Origin of the sequence: Streptomyces sp. NBC_00090 (assembly GCF_045160815.1) — a bacterium.
In the GTDB taxonomy this organism is placed as follows: Bacteria; Actinomycetota; Actinomycetes; order Streptomycetales; family Streptomycetaceae; genus Streptomyces.
Genome location: NZ_CP108224.1, coordinates 8,825,627 through 8,845,874, shown reverse-complemented (window position 1 = coordinate 8,845,874; position 20,248 = coordinate 8,825,627). Strand labels below are relative to the sequence as shown.

Annotated in this window: 15 protein-coding genes and 3 pseudogenes; 11 read left to right on the top strand and 7 right to left on the bottom strand. The window is 70.3% G+C overall.

Annotation, left to right across the window (positions count from 1 at the left end; genetic code table 11):
* Window positions 1–15: 15 nt before the first annotated feature.
* The 7 genes and pseudogenes from OG361_RS39130 (at window position 16) to OG361_RS39100 (ending at window position 7,932) form a co-directional block, all read left to right on the top strand.
* Window positions 16–615, top strand: coding sequence for a TetR/AcrR family transcriptional regulator (locus tag OG361_RS39130; protein WP_405861380.1), 600 nt, complete (start codon window positions 16–18; stop codon window positions 613–615).
* Window positions 612–2,189 (top strand): glycerol-3-phosphate dehydrogenase/oxidase, encoded by a 1,578-nt coding sequence (locus OG361_RS39125; protein WP_405861378.1) that lies wholly within the window; start codon window positions 612–614, stop codon window positions 2,187–2,189. Before OG361_RS39130 ends, OG361_RS39125 begins: the two co-directional genes overlap by 4 nt.
* Before the next feature lie 62 nt (window positions 2,190–2,251).
* Window positions 2,252–2,925: pseudogene (locus OG361_RS39120) on the top strand (HAD-IIA family hydrolase); the annotation flags it as partial.
* A 254-nt stretch (window positions 2,926–3,179) separates the two neighbouring features.
* Entirely contained in the window at window positions 3,180–4,310 is a 1,131-nt protein-coding gene (locus OG361_RS39115) for a molybdopterin-dependent oxidoreductase (RefSeq protein WP_405861376.1), read from the top strand.
* A gap of 17 nt (window positions 4,311–4,327) precedes the next feature.
* Window positions 4,328–5,680 (top strand): rhodanese-like domain-containing protein, encoded by a 1,353-nt coding sequence (locus OG361_RS39110; RefSeq protein ID WP_405861374.1) that lies wholly within the window; start codon window positions 4,328–4,330, stop codon window positions 5,678–5,680.
* Between the two features lie 21 nt (window positions 5,681–5,701).
* Window positions 5,702–6,559 (top strand): sulfurtransferase, encoded by an 858-nt coding sequence (locus tag OG361_RS39105; RefSeq protein WP_405861372.1) that lies wholly within the window; start codon window positions 5,702–5,704, stop codon window positions 6,557–6,559.
* A 275-nt stretch (window positions 6,560–6,834) separates the two neighbouring features.
* Window positions 6,835–7,932, top strand: coding sequence for a hypothetical protein (locus tag OG361_RS39100; protein WP_405861370.1), 1,098 nt, complete (start codon window positions 6,835–6,837; stop codon window positions 7,930–7,932).
* A 143-nt stretch (window positions 7,933–8,075) separates the two neighbouring features.
* On the opposite strand, the gene OG361_RS39095 is transcribed toward OG361_RS39100, so the two are convergent.
* Window positions 8,076–8,528 (bottom strand): YbhB/YbcL family Raf kinase inhibitor-like protein, encoded by a 453-nt coding sequence (locus OG361_RS39095; RefSeq protein ID WP_405861368.1) that lies wholly within the window; start codon window positions 8,526–8,528, stop codon window positions 8,076–8,078.
* Between the two features lie 110 nt (window positions 8,529–8,638).
* Here OG361_RS39095 and OG361_RS39090 point away from each other — a divergent pair, with 110 nt between their 5' ends.
* The 3 genes and pseudogenes from OG361_RS39090 to OG361_RS39080 all read left to right on the top strand — a co-directional run bounded on the left by OG361_RS39090 (window position 8,639) and on the right by OG361_RS39080 (window position 12,972).
* Complete coding sequence (locus OG361_RS39090) at window positions 8,639–9,169, top strand: nucleoside-triphosphatase (RefSeq protein ID WP_405861366.1); 531 nt, start codon at window positions 8,639–8,641, stop codon at window positions 9,167–9,169.
* 1,448 nt (window positions 9,170–10,617) lie between these two features.
* Window positions 10,618–11,124: pseudogene (locus OG361_RS39085) on the top strand (transposase family protein); the annotation flags it as partial.
* Window positions 11,119–12,972, top strand: coding sequence for a protein kinase domain-containing protein (locus OG361_RS39080; protein ID WP_405862674.1), 1,854 nt, complete (start codon window positions 11,119–11,121; stop codon window positions 12,970–12,972). The pseudogene OG361_RS39085 and the gene OG361_RS39080, both read left to right, overlap by 6 nt.
* A gap of 158 nt (window positions 12,973–13,130) precedes the next feature.
* Here OG361_RS39080 and OG361_RS39075 read toward each other — a convergent pair whose 3' ends face one another.
* Window positions 13,131–14,330, bottom strand: a complete 1,200-nt coding sequence (locus tag OG361_RS39075; protein ID WP_405861364.1) for a PQQ-binding-like beta-propeller repeat protein — start codon at window positions 14,328–14,330, stop codon at window positions 13,131–13,133.
* 618 nt (window positions 14,331–14,948) lie between these two features.
* On the opposite strand from OG361_RS39075, the pseudogene OG361_RS39070 reads away from it, so the two are divergent.
* Window positions 14,949–15,164: pseudogene (locus OG361_RS39070) on the top strand (transposase family protein); the annotation flags it as partial.
* A 63-nt stretch (window positions 15,165–15,227) separates the two neighbouring features.
* On the opposite strand, the gene OG361_RS39065 reads toward OG361_RS39070, so the two are convergent.
* The 5 genes from OG361_RS39065 to OG361_RS39045 all read right to left on the bottom strand — a co-directional run bounded on the left by OG361_RS39065 (window position 15,228) and on the right by OG361_RS39045 (window position 20,122).
* Complete coding sequence (locus OG361_RS39065) at window positions 15,228–16,457, bottom strand: beta-ketoacyl-[acyl-carrier-protein] synthase family protein (RefSeq protein WP_405861362.1); 1,230 nt, start codon at window positions 16,455–16,457, stop codon at window positions 15,228–15,230.
* A gap of 149 nt (window positions 16,458–16,606) precedes the next feature.
* The gene (locus OG361_RS39060) at window positions 16,607–16,846 is read right to left on the bottom strand and encodes an acyl carrier protein (protein WP_405861360.1); all 240 of its coding nucleotides are present in this window, start codon (window positions 16,844–16,846) and stop codon (window positions 16,607–16,609) included.
* Complete coding sequence (locus OG361_RS39055) at window positions 16,785–17,849, bottom strand: beta-ketoacyl-ACP synthase III (RefSeq protein ID WP_405861358.1); 1,065 nt, start codon at window positions 17,847–17,849, stop codon at window positions 16,785–16,787. Before OG361_RS39055 ends, OG361_RS39060 begins: the two co-directional genes overlap by 62 nt.
* 247 nt (window positions 17,850–18,096) lie before the next feature.
* Complete coding sequence (locus tag OG361_RS39050) at window positions 18,097–19,482, bottom strand: condensation domain-containing protein (protein ID WP_405862672.1); 1,386 nt, start codon at window positions 19,480–19,482, stop codon at window positions 18,097–18,099.
* Window positions 19,483–19,738: 256 nt separating this feature from the next.
* A complete protein-coding gene (locus tag OG361_RS39045; protein ID WP_405861356.1) occupies window positions 19,739–20,122 on the bottom strand; it encodes a transposase in 384 nt (127 codons plus the stop codon).
* Between the last annotated feature and the right edge of the window lie 126 nt (window positions 20,123–20,248).

Below are 20,248 nucleotides of genomic sequence, written 5' to 3'. Positions count from 1 at the left end.
ATTACACTGTGACAGATGACGCCCATTCGTCACAACCATGAAGACGCAGATCCCGTGCTCGACGCCGCACGCGACTGCGTGCTCGCCGTCGGCGTACGGCGAACCACCCTCACCGATATCGCCCGCCGCGCGGGCGTGTCCCGGATGACGATCTACCGGCGCTGGCCCGACGTGCGCAGCCTGGTGGGTGACCTGATGACCCGTGAGTGGATCGGCGTCGCCGCCGGCGCCATGCCGCCCTCCGACGACGACCGGCCCGAACGGGAGCGGATCGTCGAAGGGCTCGTCGCGGGAGCCGCGGCGTTCCGGGCCCACCCGCTCTTCCACAAGATCATCGATGTCGACCCCGAGCTGCTGCTGCCCTACATCCTCGACCGCCGGGGCGCCAGCCAGGACGCCCTGCTCGGGCTCCTTCACACGGCGCTCGAGGACGGCCACGAGGACGGCTCCGTGCGCCGCGTCCGGGCGGACCTGCAGGCCCGGTCCCTTCTGCTCGTCGTCCAGTCCTTCACGCTCTCGCTGCGCACCATGACCGACGACACCGATCCCGAACTGAGCGAAGCCGCCTTCCTCGACGAGCTGCGCACCCTGCTGGAGAGGACCATCGCCCCATGAACCCCACGACCAGCCCCGCCCTGCCCGGCTCCTCCCTCAACGCCCGGCGGCGCCTGCGCGAACTGGGCCGGCTCGCCGACGGCGATGCCGACAGCGTGGTCGATGTACTGGTGGTCGGGCTCGGTGCCACCGGGGCCGGAGCCGCGCTCGACGCGGCTACCCGCGGGCTCACCGTCGCCGCGATCGATGCCCACGACCTCGCCTTCGGCACGTCCCGCTGGAGCTCCAAGCTGATCCACGGCGGACTGCGCTACCTCGCGTCCGGACAGCTCGACGTCGCCCACGAGAGCGCGGTCGAGCGCGGCATCCTCATGGAACGCACCGCCCCCCACCTCGTCCGCGCGCAGCCCTTCGTCCTGCCCCTCACCCCGCTCGTCAGCCGCGGCCAGGCCGCCCTCGCCCGCGCCGGATTCCTCGCGGGCGACCTGCTGCGCGTCGGCGCCCGCACCTCGCGAAGCACGCTGCCCCAGCCGCGCACGCTGTCCGCCGTCGAGACCCGTCATCTCGCCCCGGCCCTACGCCCCACCGGGCTGCGCGGCGGACTGCTCTCCTGGGACGGCCGACTCTGCGACGACGCGCGACTGGTGACCGCGATCGCCCGCACGGCGGCGGCCTACGGCGCCCGTGTCCTCACCCGCACCAGGGCCCTGGAACTTCACCGCGACGGCGCGCTGGTCCGCGACGAGACCACCGGCCAGGAGCTGCGGATCCGCGCACGTACGGTCGTCAACGCAGCCGGCGTCTGGGCGGGCGGCCTCGTCGACGACGTACGCCTGCGGCCTTCGCGCGGCACTCATCTCGTCCTGCGCTCCGAGGACCTCGGCCAGCTCTCCGCGGGGCTGCACATCCCGATCCCCGGCGAGACGAACCGCTTCGTCCTGGTCCTGCCCCAGGGCGACGGACGCGTCTACGTCGGCCTCACCGACGAACCCGTCGACGGCGACATCCCCGACGTGCCGGAGGTCCCCGAGACCGACATCGGCTTCCTCCTCGACGTACTCGGCTCCGCACTGGACGTCACCGTCCAGCGCGCCGACGTGGTCGGGGCCTTCGCCGGCCTGCGGCCCCTGCTCGACACCCGGGACGCGGCGGGCCGCACCGCCGACATCTCGCGCAAGCACGCCGTGCTCACCTCTCCCTCCGGTGTCGTCACCGTCGTCGGCGGCAAGCTGACCACCTATCGCCGCATGGCCCAGGACGCCGTCGACGCCGCCGTGGCCGCCGGGGGCCTGACCGCCGGCCCGTGCCGTACCGCCTCTGTCCCCCTCGTCGGCGCCGCCCGGCCACAGATCCTCGCCGGGCTCGGCGTCGCGCCCCGTCTCGTGCACCGCTACGGCTCCGAAGCATCCGCCGTTCATGCGCTCGGTCTCGAAGACCCCGCACTCGCCCGGCCCGTTGTACCCGGCCACCCCGTCACGGGCGCCGAACTGTTGTGGGCCGTCCGCCACGAAGGCGCTCTCGACACCTCCGACCTCCTCGACCGCCGCACCCGCATCGGCCTGGTCCCGGAAGACCGCTCCACGGCCGAAGGAGCGGCCCGGGACGCCCTCGCACGTACCGCCCAGGTGGAGTGACGTACGGCGTCGTCGACGCAGGTGAGGCGCGGGTGCCCGGCACCACGGCTACCGTCGGCTCCATGGAGCGAATCCGAGCGGTCCTGGTCGACATCGACGGCGTCCTCACCGTCTCCTGGAAGGCCCTGCCGGGAGCGGTGTCGGCCATGGAGCAGCTGCGCGGCGCGGGGCTCCACCTCGCGCTCGTCACCAACAACACATCCCGCACCAGGGCCGCCATCGCCTCACGTCTGGCCGACCCGGCTTCCCTGTCGATGCGGGAGACATTCTGACCGCCCCGGCGGCCACGGCCGCGTATCTGCGCGAGCACTTCCCCGGCGCGCGCTGCCTTCTGCTCAACAGCGGAGACGTACGGGACGATCTGACGGGCGTCACGCTCGTCGAGGAGGGTGACGCCGACGTCGTCGTGCTCGGCGGCGCCGGGGCCGAATTCGGCTACGAGGCTCTCAACCGGGTCTTCCGGCAACTGCAGGGCGGGGCCCGGCTGGTGTCGATGCACCGCAATCTGTACCGGCGCACCGAAGGCGGCCTCGACCTGGACACCGGGGCCTTCCTCGAAGGGCTGGAGAGGGCCGCCCGCACCGAGGCGGAGGTGACGGGCAAGCCGGCTCCCGCGTTCTTCGCCAGCGCCCTCGCCCACCTCGGCGCCGGCGCGTCGGAGACGTTGATGATCGGCGACGACATCGAGTCCGACGTACTGGCCGCCCCACGGTCCGGCACCTTCGCGACACTCGTGGGCAACTGACTGAACTCATGGCGAAACCTCGTGATCACGACGCGGGACTTGATGGCTGCGGCACGTCACCGTGACCCACCGCGGCCATTCGAACGGACATGAGATCTCCCAAGTGTTACCAGGGGCGCGGCGTACCGACAGAGGGGCCTTGCCCCCTCTGGACATCGCGGGAGAACTCACGCGAACCGAGTCCCGGACGTAAACTGAAGGCAACCCGCGTCGTGCCCGGCTAGAGCCCGACGGAAGGGGTCGCCGTGACCACATGGCCCATACTCCGCGGGCCCGGCGCGACGGTCTGGGCACCCGAGACGGTCACAGCCGATCCGTACAACGCACAGACGCCGTCGGCCGCGCTTGCCGATCCGGTCACCCCGGCAGGCGCTCTTTTCGTGCGCGATCACTTCGGCATCCCGCGGACGACACCCCGTCGGTGGCGGCTGCGGCTCCGCGGGGCCGTGGCCGAGCCGTTCGACATCGGCTACGACGAGCTGCTCACCATGGAGAGCCGGGAGTTCGACGTCGTACTGGAATGCGCGGGGAACGGTCGCAGCCAGATGTCACCCCGGCCGCCAGGTCTGCCATGGGGACAGAGGGCCGTCGGATGCGCGCACTTCGCAGGGGTGCCCTTCCAGCGCCTTGCCGCCCTGGCCCGGATCGACCGGGCAGCCGCGGAGATCGTCTTCGCCGGAGCCGACTCCGGCACCGTGCACGGCCGCCGGGCGGCCTTCGAGCGGAGCCTCCCGCTCGCCGTGGCCCTCCACCCGGACACCCTCCTCGCCACCCACATGAACGGCGAGCCGCTCGCGCCCGAGCACGGGGCGCCGCTCCGGCTGGTGGTCCCCGGGCGGTACGCGGTCGCCGACGTGAAGTGGCTGGTCGAGGCGCGGGCCGTGACGAAGCCCTTCAGCGGGGTCTTCCAGGTCGAGGAATACGTCTATCGCGCGTCGCGCGGCACCCCGGACGGACCCGTGACGACCGTGCAGGTCAAGTCCTTCATCACCACCCCCGAGCCGGACTCGGCGGTACGCCGCGGCCACGAGACCCTGGTACGAGGCCGGGCCTGGTCGGGCGGCGGGGTTCCCGTGCGGCGGGTCGAGGTGCGGGCCGCATACGAGGAAGCGGACGGTCACAGCGGTGAGGACGACCACGGGGACGAAGGCCCGCTCGGCGACGAAGAGTGGCACGACGCCGTGCTCGAGCCGTCGTCCGGGCCGTATGCCTGGACCGGCTGGTCGTACCGGTGGACGCCCCGCCGGCCCGGCCCGTACCGGCTGCTGGCCCGTGCGACGGACGAGCACGGCGACACCCAGCCGCTTCGGACGCCGTGGAACGCCGGCGGCTACGGCTGCAACCCCGTGGCGTATGTCGAGGTGGTCGTCGTGTGAGGGGTTCAGGAGAGGGCATGAGCGAGATCGAGATCATGACTACCGCGTCGCTCGGTGACACCAGCTATCTCCTCGTCAGCGGCGACGAGGCCGCGCTGGTCGACCCGCAGCGGGACAGCTGGGGGCTGATGGAGTCCTGTGCCTCCAGGGGCGTGCGGATCCGGTACGTCCTGGAGACGCACGTGCACAACGACTACGTCTCCGGGGCTCTGGAGGTCCGCGCGGCGACCGGCGCCACGGTGGCGGGCCCGGCCCGCGCCGTGTACGCGTTCGATCATCTGGGGCTGGCGGACGAGGACGAGATCTCCTTCGGCGACGTGACCGTGCGGGCGATGGAGACGCCCGGGCACACCGCCGAGCACACCTCGTATCTCGTCTTCGACGACATACGGCAGCCGCCGACGGCCGCCTTCACCGGAGGCAGCCTCCTCGTCGGCTCTGCCGGCCGCACCGACCTGTCCGGCGCGGACCGCACGGAGGAGCTCGCCCGGGCCCAGTTCCGTTCGCTTCGACGACTGGCGCTTCTGCCGGACGCCACGCGGGTTCTGCCGACGCACGGAGCGGGCAGCTCCTGCGCGGCCGGGCCGGCGTCGGGGGCCAGGACGACCGTCATGGGCGCCGAGCGGCGCACCAACCCCGCCCTGACCACCCAGGACGAGGAGGAGTTCGTCAGCGGGCGGATGGCGGACCTGCCGCCGTACCCCGCCTACTACCGATACATGGCGGGGATCAACCGGTCCGGGCCGGACGTACTCGGCGGCCCGCCCATGCTCCGGCCGCTCACGCCGGCCATGGTGGAAGGTCTGGTCGGGAGTGGCGCACAGATCGTCGACGGTCGCGAGCGCAGCACGTTCGCCGCCGCCCATCTGCCCGGCTCGCTCTGCGACGAGCTGGACGAACGCTTCGCGAGCCTGGTCGGCGAGGTCGTACCGTTCGGTACGCGCCTGGTCCTTGTGCTGCCGGAGCCCGCCGAGGAGGCGGCCGACGAGGCGGTGCTCCAGCTGCTGCGGATCGGATACGAGAACGTCGCGGGGTATCTGCCGGATGGTACGGACGCCTGGGCCGCCGCCGGCCGCCCCCTGCGTGCCTTCCGTACCGCGGACGCGTCCGAGCTGGCCGGGCACATTGCCGAGAGGCGGGTGCTCGACGTACGCCCGGAGCGCCCGGAGGGCGGGATTCCGGGCACGCTCGCCGTGCCTCTCGCCGAACTGCCCGGAAAACTGGGCGAGATGCCCCGGGACCGCGAGATATGGACGGTCTGCGGGAGCGGCCGCCGGGCCACCATCGCTGCGAGTCTCCTCGATCAGGCGGGCATCCCCGTGACGGCGGTGATCAGGGGTGGCGTGCGGGACCTGATGGCACATGCGTGACGAGGAAGGAAGGACAAGGCCATGGGTGGCAACGGCAACGGCTATGCACATCCGGAGACACTGGTGGACACCGAGTGGCTGGCCGCACACCTCGACGACGCGGCAGTGCGCGTCATCGACGTGGACGAGGACACCACCGCGTACGAGCAGGGCCACATCCCGGGCTCCGTGGGCTGGAACTGGACCACGGACCTGCACACCGCCGTGGGCCGGGACTACCTGGACCGCGACACGCTCGGGCGGCTCCTTGCCGAGGCCGGCGTCGACCAGGACACCACCGTGATCCTGTACGGAGGCAACAACAACTGGTTCGCGGCGTATGCCTACTGGATCCTGCGGCTGCGCGGCTTCGACAAGGTGAAGCTGCTCGACGGCGGCCGGAAGAAGTGGGAGCTGGAGAGCCGCGGGATGACGCAGTGGGTCACGGACCACGAGCGCACCGACTTCACGGTGACGGGCGAGGAGAACCCGCAGTTCCGCGCGCTGCGCGTCGAAGTGCTGAAGAGCGTGGGTTCCGCGGTGCGCATGGTCGACGTCCGGTCCCCGGAGGAGTACCGGGGCGAGAAGCTGGCACCCCCTCACCTGCCGCAGGAGCAGGCCCAGGTCCCCGGCCACATTCCGGGCGCGGCCAATGTCCCCTGGTCGCAGGCGGCCAACGACGACGGAACGTTCAAGTCGGCCGGCGAGCTGAAGGCGCTCTACGCGGGGAAGGGCATCACTTCCGACCGTGAGGTCATCGCCTACTGCCGAATCGGTGAGCGCTCCTCGCACACCTGGTTCGCACTCCACGAACTGCTCGGCTACTCGGACGTCAAGAACTACGACGGCTCCTGGACCGAGTACGGCTCGCTGGTGCGGGCTCCTGTCGAGATGGGGTGACGTGGTCGGCACCCCGGGCGCCCGCCTGACCTGATCGAGCGTCACTGCCACGCGTGAGTCATCCCTCGACCGCCCCCTGTCCGCGGGGCGGCGCGCCTTGCGGCGGCCGTGGTAGCCGGATGTCGTGCCGGCCGTGACCAGGATCGGGGCCATGCCCGGACTGGATCGGCGACTGCTGTGCCACCACCGTTCTGCGCTCGTCGGGCTCCGTCGCCCGCTGGGACATGCATCATCGAAGGTGGGGAGACCATCGGCACGATCGACGAGGAGTGGCGATGAGGTTGTCGTTCCTTGAGCCCGTCTACGCAGAGCCGGGCCCGTACGTCTCCGTGTACCTGGACACCTCCCGGAACATCGAGCATCCCGAGCGGGCGATCGCGCTGCGGTGGCGGCGGCTGCGCGAGAGCCTGTCCCGTCAGGGCGCGGACCGGGGGCTGCTGAACGTACTGGAGGAGGTGGTCGGCACCGACACCGAGGTGCCCGGGGTGCACGGGCAGACCCTCTTCACCGCCCACGGCATGCTCGTCCTGAACGGGGAGCTTCCCTGGCCGCCCGAGCACGACTCCGCGTGCTACAGCACCCTGCCGGACGCGATGCCCCTCGTCACCCAGCACGTTCCGGAGATCCCCTACATGGCCGTTGTCGTCCACTACGGCGGCCTGCCGACCGCCGAGACCCACGGCTGGGTGACGCTGGAGGCGGAGACCGGCACCTGGCCCGTGTCCATCGTCACCCCGGGTGAGCGGCTGCATCGCAGGGTCGCGGTGGCGACCTGGCACCGCACCGCCCTCCGGCTCGGCCATCGGCTGGACGAACGGGCGCGGCACGCCCATGCCGACGCCGTCGTCGTCGGCGGCGACGAGTGGGCGTGCAACGTACTTGTCCGCCGCCTGCCGCACGCCCTTCGGGACAAGGTCGTACGCGTGGGCGGCCGGACCCCCACCGACACCGGACGCGCCCTGCTGGAACCGCAGCTCGACGGCGTCTTCCGCGGCCGCATGGCCGCGCACGACCGGGAACTCGTGGGCATCTTCATCGGCCGGCGTGCCCTGGACGGACCCGTGACGGAGGGTCCGGCCGCCACTGTGGCCGCCCTCCAGCGCGGCCAGGTGGCGGCACTGTTGTTGAACCGCCCGCCCGGGTCCTCGCTGCGGCTCTGGGCAGGCTCGCAGCCCACTCAGCTCGCTCTGACCGAGGCGGAGCTGACGTCCTTCGGCGTGCGGGCCCCGCATGAGGAGCCCGCCGACGAGGCCCTCGTCAGGGCCCTCGTCGGCACTGGTGCCGAACTGGTCGTCGTACCGGAGAGCGAGCTGAGACTGTACGAGGGCGTGGGCGCCCTGCTGCGGTACACCGACCCCGGGACCCCGTCCTGACGCCGGCGCGCTGTGCTTCCCGGATCGCGGGCCGTGCGTGCGCCCGAGGACGAGGTGGACCGTCGCCGCGGCCCGGTTCGTCCGGCGGTTCGGCGCCCACGGCTACGACCAGCGGTGACACCACCGGTGATGACGCGCTCACCTCAGCGCTGATAGGTCCCGACCAGAGTGCCCGAGGCCAGTTCCCTGCCCTTCAGTGCACGGTGCACGTCCTCGGCGCCTGGGTGGTCGTGCAACGGCAGCGCCTCGGACAGGGCGTACAGGCGGAAGAAGTAGCGGTGCTTCCCGTGACCCGGTGGAGGCATCGGCCCTCCCCAGCCGACGCGCCCGAATCCGTTGGGCCACGCCCGTCCGCCCTGGGGCGTCCGGCCCTCCACCACCCCCCTGGTTCCCGGATCGATGCCGGTCACCAGCCAGTGCAGGAAGGTCGTCCCCGGCGCGTCCGGGTCCTCGCACAGGAGCACCAGCTCCGTGGCCTCGTGGGGCACCCCCGACCAGGTCAGGGGCGGTGAAATGTTCCCTCCCTCCCCGCTGTGGCGACGGGGGATCACCGTTCTGTCGTCGAACGCGGTGCTGCTGAGTTCCATTCCGCTCATGCGCGCCGCCATACCCGCGGGCGGCGGAGTCGGCACCGGTCCGGACCCCGAAATCCCTCGTTCGGCCGAGCCCACCCGGCCCCTCGGGAGGCCTGGGTGAAAATGGCAGTGTGCCGACAAGGATCCTGCTCGAGGGCCGCCCTGGCGCGGGCAAGACAACCGCCCTCCGCCGGCTGGCCGCGATGCTGCCCGCCCGCCCGGTCACCGGCTTCACCACCGAGGAGATCCGGCAATCCGGCGTCCGGGTCGGTTTCGCCCTGGAGACCCTGGCAGGCCGACGTGAGGTGCTCGCCCATGTCGACCTGCCCGGTCCGCCGCGGGTAGGGAAATACGGCGTCGACCTGGGCGTCATGGAACGACTGGCGCTGCCGACGTTGCGGCCGACGGCGACGGCGGTGTCGGCAGGGCGGCTGGTGCTCATCGACGAGCTGGGGCGGATGGAACTGGCGTGTACCGCGTTCCGGGGCGCGGTCGATGCTCTCTTCGTCGCAGAGGTCGACGTCGTTGCCACGGTCCACACGCAACGCGATCCGTTCACCGACGCCCTCAGGCGGCGTGCCGACATCGAGGTCGTGCACCTCACTGCGGCAAACCGGGGCGTCCTGCCTGGGGAGCTCGCGGCCCGGCTGGAGCAGCCCTGAACCTCCGCGGTGCGACCGCCCCTCGCCTCAGGCGCAGGAGTGGCTGAAGGTGCCCTCGGCCTCGATCGGCGAGCTCGCGGGACATAGGACCTTGAGGCGGGCGGTGCCCCGGATCAGGCCGGGACCGCGGACTGTCCAACGGAGATGGACAGTGACTGAGGTCGCCGCGGCGGGCGTCTGGGGCAGCTCGCCGGACTGGTGGCCATCGCTGCGCAACCAGCGGTACGCGGCGGGCCCGCCACGACCGTCTGGTCACGACGCCGATCAGGTCGGCCGTCTGGCCGCAGCTCAACCGGTGTGCGGGGGCCTTGACTTCGGATGTCGTGACAGCCGGGCCGGACGTCCGGCGCAGCGGCAGCCACAGCACGACGGCGACCGTGGCCGCCCCGAGTCGGCCGGTTCGACGTCGGCGAAGGCATGTGGGGGGGGCGGGCGCGGGCGGCGGCCGCCCACAGGGCAGCCCGACGAGGTCCACAAGCCCTCCCTCGCCCGCCGCGAACTCAGGGCCCCCACGGCGCACCGGTGACACCTGCCGGTTGACCAAGATCCGGACCATATCCGGTCCAGGCCACTGGCCTGATCCCAGAGGACACCGTTTCCGCTGGTCAGCACGGTTGCTGCTCGTGTACCACCAGCAGACGAAGAATCTGCTGGTGTCCTACTCGCCGAAGAAGATCGGCTTCTTCTAGCGGCACGAAAAGAGGCACCTGACCTGGGCTTTTACCCGTCATGCGCCTCTCGCTCGCCCCACGCAGGTAGGGGGCGCGTTTACACCAAAACTCCCAGTTCATCCCACCGGCATCCCACTCCTGACCAGCACTTCCGGACCAGTCACGGACCGAATCCCCGACTCACCCCGCCGGCGGGTCACCCTGGCTGACGCGGTCCCACTCCTCCATGGACTGCTCAATGAGTGGCCCGCGCGGCGAGCACATTCGGCCGGGTCCACTCCGGAGTACAGCCAGAACGAGATGCCTGCGTGTCGGAGATCGTAGGGCCGCTTGGCCAGCCCGGAAGTGAGCTCCATGCGTGTCAGCACGTACTCCCGTGCCGCGCCCACGTCGTGCCGTAGGCCGCGGGGTCCACGTAGTTGCCGGCCTGGTTCCGGAACAGCCGACCGTCCGGTGCCACACCGAAGCGTTCGATGTGTGCGCGGAGGATACGAACGAACTGCGGCGGGATGGGCACAGGCCGAGTCGCGGTAGCTGCGCGACGCTTGAGCGAGTGCACCTCATGCACCGCGCCGTCATCTGTCCACTCCTTGCCTGCGGTGACGACACCACCCGACAGGTTGAGCATGCCCCACCCGGTCTCGGGCAGATGGCACTGAACCTTGTCCAACCTGCTGGCGCGGCTGGCAGGTTGGGGCACCCTGCGCGAGGTGAACGACGAAGCTCCTGGTAGACGGGTTCACGACCAAGATCACCCGCGCCGACCAGGAGCTTCGCGTGCTTGTTTACCCATCGACGATCGATCTGTCCAGCGCGCACCTTCGTCACCATGCCCGGTGCCCGGCCGCTCACCGCCGCAAGATCGGCACCCGACGGCGTCGCATCACGCCGAGCCGGCAGGCGCTTCTGGTCCTGGCTCACCTGCGCTGCGGCGACACCTACGCTCAGCCGGCCGCCGCGTTCGGCATCGGGATCGCGACCGTCCACCGTTACGTCAGCGAAGCGATACAGGTCCTGGCCGCACTCGCTCCCAGCCTGGCCGAGGCGATGCGGACCGCACGCCGGCTAGCCTTCGTCATCCTCGACGGGACGCTCCTGCCGATCGACCGGATCGCCGCCGACACCCCGTACTACTCCGGCAAGCACAAGCGCCACGGCATGAACGTCCAAGTCCTCACCGACCCATTCGGACGGCTGCTGTGGGCTTCGCCCGCGCTCCCCGGCTCCACTCACGACCTGACCGCCGCCCGTACCCACGGCATCGACGCGGCGCGGCGGGTGGGCGGCTTCCACACCGCGCAGGTGGTCGACGCCGACCCCGAGGCCGCGTCCCCGTGGCTCGTCACAGCGTTCATCCCGGGCCCGACGCTGTATGAAGTCGTCGCCAAGGACGGACCGCTGGATGCCACTGCCGTGCGGCGGCTCGGTGCGGGGCTCGCAGAAGCGCTCGCCGCGATCCACAAGTGCGGCCTTGTGCACCGGGACTTGAAGCCGGGCAACGTGATCATCGCCGGCGACGGGCCGCGCGTTATCGACTTCGGTATCGCCCGTGCCGTGGACGCCAGCTCGCTCACCGCGACGGGCACGGTCATCGGCACCTACTCGTACATGTCGCCGGAGCAGATCCGCGCCGACCGGGCGAGGGCGGCGAGCGATGTGTTCTCGCTCGGCTCGGTACTCGCATTCGCCGCGACCGGGCGCGGGCCGTTCGACGCGCCCACGCTGATCGAGATTGTCCAGCGCATCCTGGACGAGGCGCCCGCGCTCGACGGCATCGACGACGCCGCGCTGCGGGAGCTGCTCACCGCATGCCTGGCCAAGGACCCCGAGGCGCGGCCGGCCGTGGATGAGCTGCCCGGGTGGTTCGCGACACGTGCGGCCGCTGGCGGGGCTGGGGCTGTGGGGCCGCGGCCGGTGGGAGCCGGCCCGGTAGACCCTCGTATCTCCATGCTTCCCGCAGGTGCACCCGCGGCTGCCGTGTCCCCACAGGTGACTCACCCGCCGACCGTTGCCGCGGCCCCTAGTACTCCGCCACCGGGGTTCGGGCCGGTGATCACCACCGCCGATGCGGGCGCCAGGCCGCGCCCGGGCGGGCTGTCGCGGCGTACGCTCCTGTTCGCCGGGCTCGGGACGGCGGCAGCCGCCACGGCGGTCGGGGTGCCGATTCTTCTGCGCAACGACGACAAGGCAGGCGGATCGTCCGAAGCCGGTGACGAGCCCGGCCCGCCGCCGGGTACTTCGAAGCCGGACGAAACCGAAGAGGTCATCCTCCTCAAGGGCCTCGAAGGCGGGCGGGCGCTCGTCTTCAGCAGGGATGGCCGGCAGCTGTACGGCGCCGACCAGAAACCCATCTGGCGTTGGAATCCGAGCACCGGGGCAGGCGGCCCGGTCCACATCGGCGCCCAAAGGTACCGGCAGGAAGTGGTGTTCAGCCGGGACCTCAGCTTCCTGGCCAGGGCGGAGGAGCACAAGGTCCGCATCTGGGACACGACCACCGGCAAGATCGTGCACACGTTCACGCTGCCCACCGCGAAGGGCCCGACCCAGGAGGGCTGGCCCACGGGCCTGGCGATCAGCGCGGACGGTAAGAGGCTTGCCGCGAGCACCGGGTGGGACCTGCACCTTTGGGAGCTGCCGTCCGGCAAGCACACGGCCGTCTCCCTGAGCGAACCCGGCGGCCCTGTGGCGTTCCGCGGCGACGGTAAAATGCTGATCAGCGGTTGGAACTCCCTTGAGACCCTGACCTCCGCGGGCAAGGTCACCGGCACGGTCAAGGACAGCAGCAACGCCAAGGTGGCCGTGTTCAGCCCGGACGGAAGCCTCCTCGCCTACGGGAACAACGGCGATCGTATCGTGCTGTGGAACACCGAATCCCGCTCGGAGGTCATCCGGGTCAAGGGCTGGGCCACGGCCCTCGCGTTCCATCCGGAGGGACGCCTCCTGGTCGCCGGCGCCGGCTCGACCGTCCAGGTGTGGGACACGGTCGCGGGGAAGGAAGTCGGCAGCTACGAGTGCCCCAACCAGGTCGAGGCGGTGGCCGTCAGCCCGGACGGCAAGACCGTGGCGATCGGCCTCGGCATGGCGATCACCTATGAAGCCAAGACCTCGGTCCTGCTCTGGCAGATGCCCTGACGTAGCCGAGGATCAGACTAAGAAGTAGAGGAGCAGTGCGTCGTAGTAGGTGCCGCCCTCAACGACCGCTGGCGGCATAATGCGTCGATGTCAGGGAGCGAAGGAGAGCGTGCGGGGTCCATGCTGGGCGTCGTCGCCGTTCAGACCGGCGGGCGTGATCACGAGCCGGTCGCCCACGTAGGCGTTCTCCCCGACGACCCCCATCCCGAACTCGACCCTCGCGGTGGAGACGGGGAGCCGCAGCACGTCCTTGACCGTGTCCACGCCCCTGGACCGACCCGGAAGACGCGCCCGGCTTCGCTGTACGTGCCGAGCCGGTGGACGAGCCCGGTCCTTCCCGGTCCGACGCGCAGGGGGAAATAGCCGTACGAGGTCCCCCCCCCTGCCTTCACGCCCCAAACCAGTTTCCCGGTGCCGAGGTCGTAGGCGCCGACACGGTCAGTGCCGCCAAGCAGCACGAGACCCCCACCGACGACAGCCTCCCGGCACGCCTGGGCGTTGGCACTGGTGTCCATGGAATCGCCGCAGTGTTTGAACCCCTTCGGCCGGGGGTCGATGGTCGTGCGGGCCTTGCAGTCGGGACCGAGGACAACGACCCACCCGTCCCCGGCGTGGGTCTCCCGATGCGCGGTAGTGATCACGGCCGGTGAGACAGAGAGCACCTGACCAACCCTCCGGCCCGGCTCCGTCCGGTAGCGCCAGCGAACCTTGCCCGTGGCCGGGTCGATCTCCCGGACCTGGTCGTACGCCTTCTCGAGCGCGCTGATCGCGCAGTGGGCGATGATCGTGTCGTCCCCCGCGCCGGTCTCGGTCAGCTGCTTGTGCCAACCCGCCTTTCCGGTGCGCAGGTCGATCATCCGGAGCTGATTACACCGGACGCCGCTCCAGGCCTCGACGTTCTGCAGGACGATGACGACCTTGCCGTCGGGGGTCGCGTTGACCGGGGTCTCGCAGACGGGCTTCGGGAGGTCGACGCTCCACAACTGGACGCCGTCGCTGAGCCGGTGGGCGACGACCCTCGTGTAGATGGCCTGGACGGCGGTGTCGCCGACGATCCAGAGGTCCTCGGTCGGGATGTTCCGGCGGGGCAGGTCGGTGCGGTCGTCGACGATCCAGGCGCTCGCCTCGCCGGCCATGCGGCGCTGCGCGATCTCCGCGGCGGTGGGGATGCGGGTTGGCGAAGGGGTGGGGCGGGCACTCGCCGTGGGCGGCGCCGTGGTCGACGGAGCGCCGTTCTCCGAACCGGCACCGCCCTGCCCGGCGCTGTTCGATCCCGCACGGTCCGGTCCTGGGCGCTCACCGAGGGTGTACACGCCGGCGCCGGCGAGTAGCAGCAGGGCGAGGGCCACGGCGGTCACCGGCCACCGTCGGCGGCGCTGGCGGGGCGGCGGCGGGCCGACCACTCATCCCCCGTGCTGGTCGTGACATTGACCTCGACCTCGAACTCGCAGTCTTCCTTCCCGGTGAAGAAGGAGAGGTCGAATGCCCTGGCATCGAAATCCTTCCCCCGTCGAGGTATATCCCTTTCGCGAAGGCGTTTCCCGTGAGACTCCACGATCACCCCGGCGGCGCCGATTGCCGCGAACGCTCTGAGCGTCCAGCGCCACCACGCGGGCTCCTGCGAGCCTGCACCCGTCTCCTGAGTGTCGCCGTCGGGCCGCGCGTCCGTTCCGGACGGGGCCGCAGTCGCAGAAGATGTCGCGGCTTCCCCCTCGCCTGAAGGGTCAGCCGATGAAGGCGTCGGTGCAGAGGGAGGTGGAGCTGAAGACATGAGTCCCCCGGTCGACGATGCCATCTTGTGCCACTGATTTGACCAACTTCTTTAAACAGTAGTCGTGTTGGAGCCGCCTTTTCGTCGATCTTCGTGGGGTCAGGCCAGACAGACACTTACCTACGGTTGGGTACCACGGCGGAGGGTCCGACCGGCAGCCGACCAGATGCATGAGCGGGTCGAGCCGAGTGGACGAACCCCAGCCTCGGTCCAGGTCCTCACCGATCCGTTCGGGCGGCTGCTCTGGGCCTCGCCGACTCTGCCCGGCTCGACTCACGACCTGACCGCCGCGCGACGCACGGAATCATCGAAGCCCTCACCGAAGCAGGACTCAAATGCTGGGCGGACAAGGCGTATCAAGGCGCCGGCGGCGTCCAAGGGCTGGCGCCTGCTGCGGAAGCTCCGCTGCAGCACGGCGTAGGCCGCAAGCGCACCTCGCCGGACTCAGGCCTGCCACGCGCGGTATCGAGCGGCCGGCTCCTCTTCACGTCGTGGGTCGCATGGCCAGGACGGCGTTGTGTCCGCCGAAGCCGAAGGAGTTGCTCAGGGCGAGAGCGATGTCGCCGTGGCGTGCGCCGCCGCGCACGGTGTCCACCCGGATGGAGGGGTCGGGGGTGTCGAGGTTCACGCAGGGCGGGATCACTCTGTGGCTGATGGAGAGAGCAGTGAAGGCGGCCTCGACGGCTCCGGCGGCGCCGATCATGTGTCCGACCACGCCCTTGGAGGCGGTCACCGCCGGGTGATGAGGGAAGAGCTCGGCGAGTACCGCGCCCTCCACCGCGTCGTTGGCAGGTGTGCTGGTGCCGTGCGCGTTGACGTGATCGACTTCCTGCGGGCGTGCGCGGGCGTCGTCGAGTGCTGCCAGGATGGCGGCCCGGACGCCCCGGCCGTCGGGGTGGGGGGCCACGGGGTGATGGGCGTCGGACGACGCACCGTAGCCGACGATGTGGGCGTAACCGGGGTTGCCTCGGCGGCGTGCCTGGTCGGCGCGTTCCAGGACGAGTACGCCCGCGCCTTCGCTCATCACGAAGCCGTCGCGGTCCGCGTCGAAGGGGCGTGAGGCGGCGGACGGATCGTCGACGCGTTTCGACAGGGCTCGCATGCGGGCGAAGGCGCTGGTGATGACGGGGGTGGTGAAGGCCTCGGTGCCGCCTGCGACGACGATGTCGCACGCTTCGGAGCGCAGGAGAGAGACACCGAGCCCGATGGCCGTCGTGCCGGAGGCGCACGCGGTGCTCGTGTGGAGGCTGGGGCCCTGAGCGTTGAGGATCTGGGCGACATGACCGACGGCCATGTTCGGCAGGTACCTCGGAAGGAACGCGGCTGTCACACCGGCCTGTCCCCGGTCGAGGTAGCGCTCGGTCTCGTGCTCGTAGGCCTGGGCGCCTCCGGCGGCTGAACCGAGGACGACGCCCACGCGGCCGGCGTCCCAGACCGAGCAGTCGTGCCCGGCGTCCCTGACCGCCTCCCGCGCGGCGACGAGCGCGTACTGGGCACTCAGGTCGAGGCGTCGCGTCAGGGCGGGAGCGATATCCGCCGCGGTGTCGAAATCACGGACGCGGCAGGAGAAGTCGATGCTCAGACCTGCCAGGCGGGGGTCTTTGCCGGCCGTCGGGGACCCGGACAGCAGACGTCGCCAGGAAGCCTTCGTTCCCAGGCCGGCAGGGGTGACCAGGCCGATGCCGGTGATCGCGACGGGAACGGCCCGTGTCATTGCCTCATGTCCTTTGCGCGCAGCCGTCAGGCCGGACCAGCTAGCGTTGGCCACGACGGTGGGGTGGTGAGCCGAAGACGGCGGCGACCGCGTCCTCGGCCGTGAACAGGCCCGGCCCGCGGTTCGGCGGCACGGCGAGCCGGGTGGGATCAGGCGGTCTGCGGTTGGGAGCCCACGTACTGCACCAGGTCGGACAGGGTCGAGGTCTCCCTGAGCTCGTCCTCCTCAAGAGGAGTGCCGCAGTACTCCTGGAGGATGTCGGTCAGCTCGACGATCTCCAATGAGTCCAGATCCAGCTCACCGAGGGTGGCGGTGGCGGAGATGGCTTCAGGCGCGACCTCGAACTTCTCCGTCAGCGTGCGGACGAGGAATGCGTAGACGTGGTCCATCGGTACCTTCTTCTTGTTGATGAGGTGGACGTCGTGAGGCGAACGGACGGTCAGCGAGGACGGGTTCGCGGTGGACGGCCGTGGCCGTCGGCCAGGAGAGTGTGGCCGCCCCCCAGGTGAGGCCGCCTCCGAAAGCGGCCAGCAGCGTCCGGGCACCGGGGCGGACCACTCCTCGTGCGGACACATCGGCCAGGGCCAGGGGAATGGACGCCGCCGCGGTGTTGCCGACGCGTCCGATGTTTCCGAAACATTTGCCGGGATCGATTCCCATGCGTTCGGCGACCGCATCGAGAATGCGCTGGTTGGCCTGGTGACCGACGAAAGCGTCCACAGAGGAAGGGTCCCATTGGGACTTCAGAAGGACTTCCCTCGACGAAGCGACCATGTGCCGAATGGCAAGCCCGAATACTTTCTTTCCGTTCATGCGGAAGTACTTCTCCTCAGGCGCAACACCGCTATCGGAGAGCGGCATACGAGCCCCGCCGGCTTCCACTGTGATCAGGTCACCACCGGAGCCGTCACTGCCGAGGTGGACGCTGTGCAGAGCGCCCGGCTCGTCGAGGGTGCCTCCGCGCAGGAGGACCGCTCCCGCACCGTCACCGAAGATCACCGCGGTGTTCCGGTCGTCAGGATTGACGATCCTGCTGTACGTCTCCGCGGCGATCAGCAGAACGCGCTGCCGCGACTGAGACCGGATCAGGGCATCGGCCAGCGCCAGGCCGTAGACGAACCCGGAGCACACGGCACCGACGTCGAGGGCGGGAACATTCCCGAGCCCGAGGCGCCACGCGACGTCCGGAGCCGTGGCCGGGCAGCGCCGGTCCGGGGTCGTGGTGGCCAGCAGGACGAGATCCGCAGCGTTGGAGCCGGAGGATTCCATTGCCGCGAGTCCGGCACCGACGGCCAGGTCGGATGTGCTGGTCCGAGCGTCGACCCAGTGACGCGCCGAGATGCCGGTGCGCCGATGGATCCATTCGTGCGAGGTGTCCAGACGCGTCGCCAATTCGTCATTCGAGACGGATCCCGGCGGAAGACACCCACCCCACCCGGCGACGACCGCACACTTCTCCAACCACCACTCCTGTTCGATTCGGCCCTGTTTCGGGGAATGCCCGGCCGCCACGAGAACATAGCAAGCGGAGAAGTGAACCCACCGCCTTCTCCCCCCAACGGGTGACATTCCTCCTTTCGCTTCTCGAATTCCTCTTCGACGCCTTTCCCGACACTCGTCAACGGAGTGGCCGCGGACGTCACCAGGCGGCCGAGGCGATGCGGTCCCGCAGCCGCTCGGCGTACAGCCTCATCAGTTTGGCCGCCGCCTCCGTGTCGGGGTAGCGGCTCGCCAGCCACAGCCCTTCGTGGGTCCGGTTGACCCACACGTACACGTGATCGCTGTACGACACCCGCACCAGGCCATGGGCCCGTTGCTCGTGCCACCGCTCGGAGCCCGGGAAAGCGCGGGTGTCGACGAAGGAGACGAGCGAGCAGAGGTCCGTCGAGCCGGGCCGGTCGTCCTCGTCGAGGAGAGCCAGCACGCGGGTCAGCGGAATCCGGGCCAGCGGCCGGTTGGCCACGAGCTCACCGCGCACCGTCCGCAGCACATCCGGGAAGCGGGGGCTGCGGCCCACCGGCACCTCGATCGGGGCACCACCCACGTACCACCCCACCGAGTCGTTCCACCCGGACTTCCCGCGCGTGTGAAAAGGCACGACCGTGCGGTACACGTCCTGCCCACTCATCTCGTGGACGAACAGCGCGGTCGCAGCCAGCACACCGGCCATGCTTCCGCCGTACGGTCGGCAGTACGCCTCGAACGCCTCGGCCTCGGCCGCGTCGGCAAGCGGCTCGCACAGCAGATGCTGCCGGGCGGGTGGGCTGTCAGCAGTGAGCCCCAGCTCCACCGGAAAGCTCGGCAGCCGGCCGCCGCAGCGCCGGATGAACCCCTGCCAGCGGGCCACACTGCCGTGGCCGCCGTCAACACTGTCCGCACGGGCACGCTCGATCTCGCAGAAGTCGACGTAACTCGCCGCCGGGGCATACTCCTTTCGCGCCCGCCCGGCCACATACAGCTCCTGCAGCTCCGCCGGAACGCGGAATAGGGAGTAGGCGTCGACATTGCTGTGGTCGAAAGCCATGTACACGCTGGCCGAGTCGTCCCGCAGGACCGCCGCGTAGATCAGGTTCGGCCAGACAAGCGCGTCCGCGACCTCGTCGAAGCGGTCCTGAAGATGCCCGACCAAACGGTCCGCGCGGGGGAAGTCACCGACCTCGTCGCGGTGCAGCGCCATGTCCCCCGCGTCGAGTGTGAACCGGTGCAGCTCGTCGCCGGAATCGCCCACCCAGCGGAATCCACTGCGCAGCGTCTCGTGCCGCATGGTCCAGGACAGCAGCGCCTCCTGGAGTGCATCGAGATCGACCGGCCCCGGCAGGTCGAAGGCGACGCCGATCCAGGTCGGCACGAACACCCCGTCACCCCGCACGCTTCGTGCCCGACGAAGGTGTGTCTCCTGGATGTATGCCGGCGGCCTGGAGTCCACCGGCAGGGCCTGCGCCGCCGTGACGGTGGCCGGGCTCAGCGTCCACTCGACGAGCCGTCCCGGACGGACCTCGCAACGCTGGATGTCAGTGATACGCACACGTTTCCCCTTGCTGAAGAGGACCCCTGCTGCGGAGTCCCTTTCAAGCAAGGCCACCGAGTGCGGCCGGGACACGCCCCGCCGCCTCATTGCCACCGAACGGGTGTCGGATCGAACGCAAAGATGGGAGCGGAGTGCGCGCGGAGTTCGTTGCGCTGGTCCAGGGGCTGGCCGGGACAGGGACAACGGGCGGCAGCGACCGTCCGCAGTCCGGTGAAGCTTGGTGGTGAACCCGCCGCGTGAGCGGCCCAGGCCCTCACCTCCCGCACCACCTCCACCAGGTGGGCGTGCAGGCTCTGCCACGGTGTCTCGCCCTGGTGTTCTGGCGGTTCGCCCCCCTCTGACGCGGGGCCGACGGCGGATCGGTGCGGGCACCCGTGGCATCCGCTGCGGCCTGGACCTGCCGGAGTAGACGCTCCCACGTTCCATAGGCCGACCACAGCCGGTGTCGTTCGTAGGCGGTTTTCCACGGCCCGAACCGCTCGGGCAGGTCACGCCACTGCACCCCGGTCCGCACCCGGTGCAGAATCCCGTCGATCACCTTCCGATGATCCCGCCACCGGCCGCAACGCCTGTTGCTGACCGGCAGGAACGGCCGCAGCCGCTTCCACTCGGCATCGCTCAGATCACCCCGCCCCATGCCATACCAACGCCCCTGGCACGGAGGAGTCACATGATCGACCGGACAAGTCCTAGCTAGAACCCCAGAACACCACAGCGAGGGCCTCGGGGTGGCACACCTAGACGAGTCATTCCGAATGCTGAC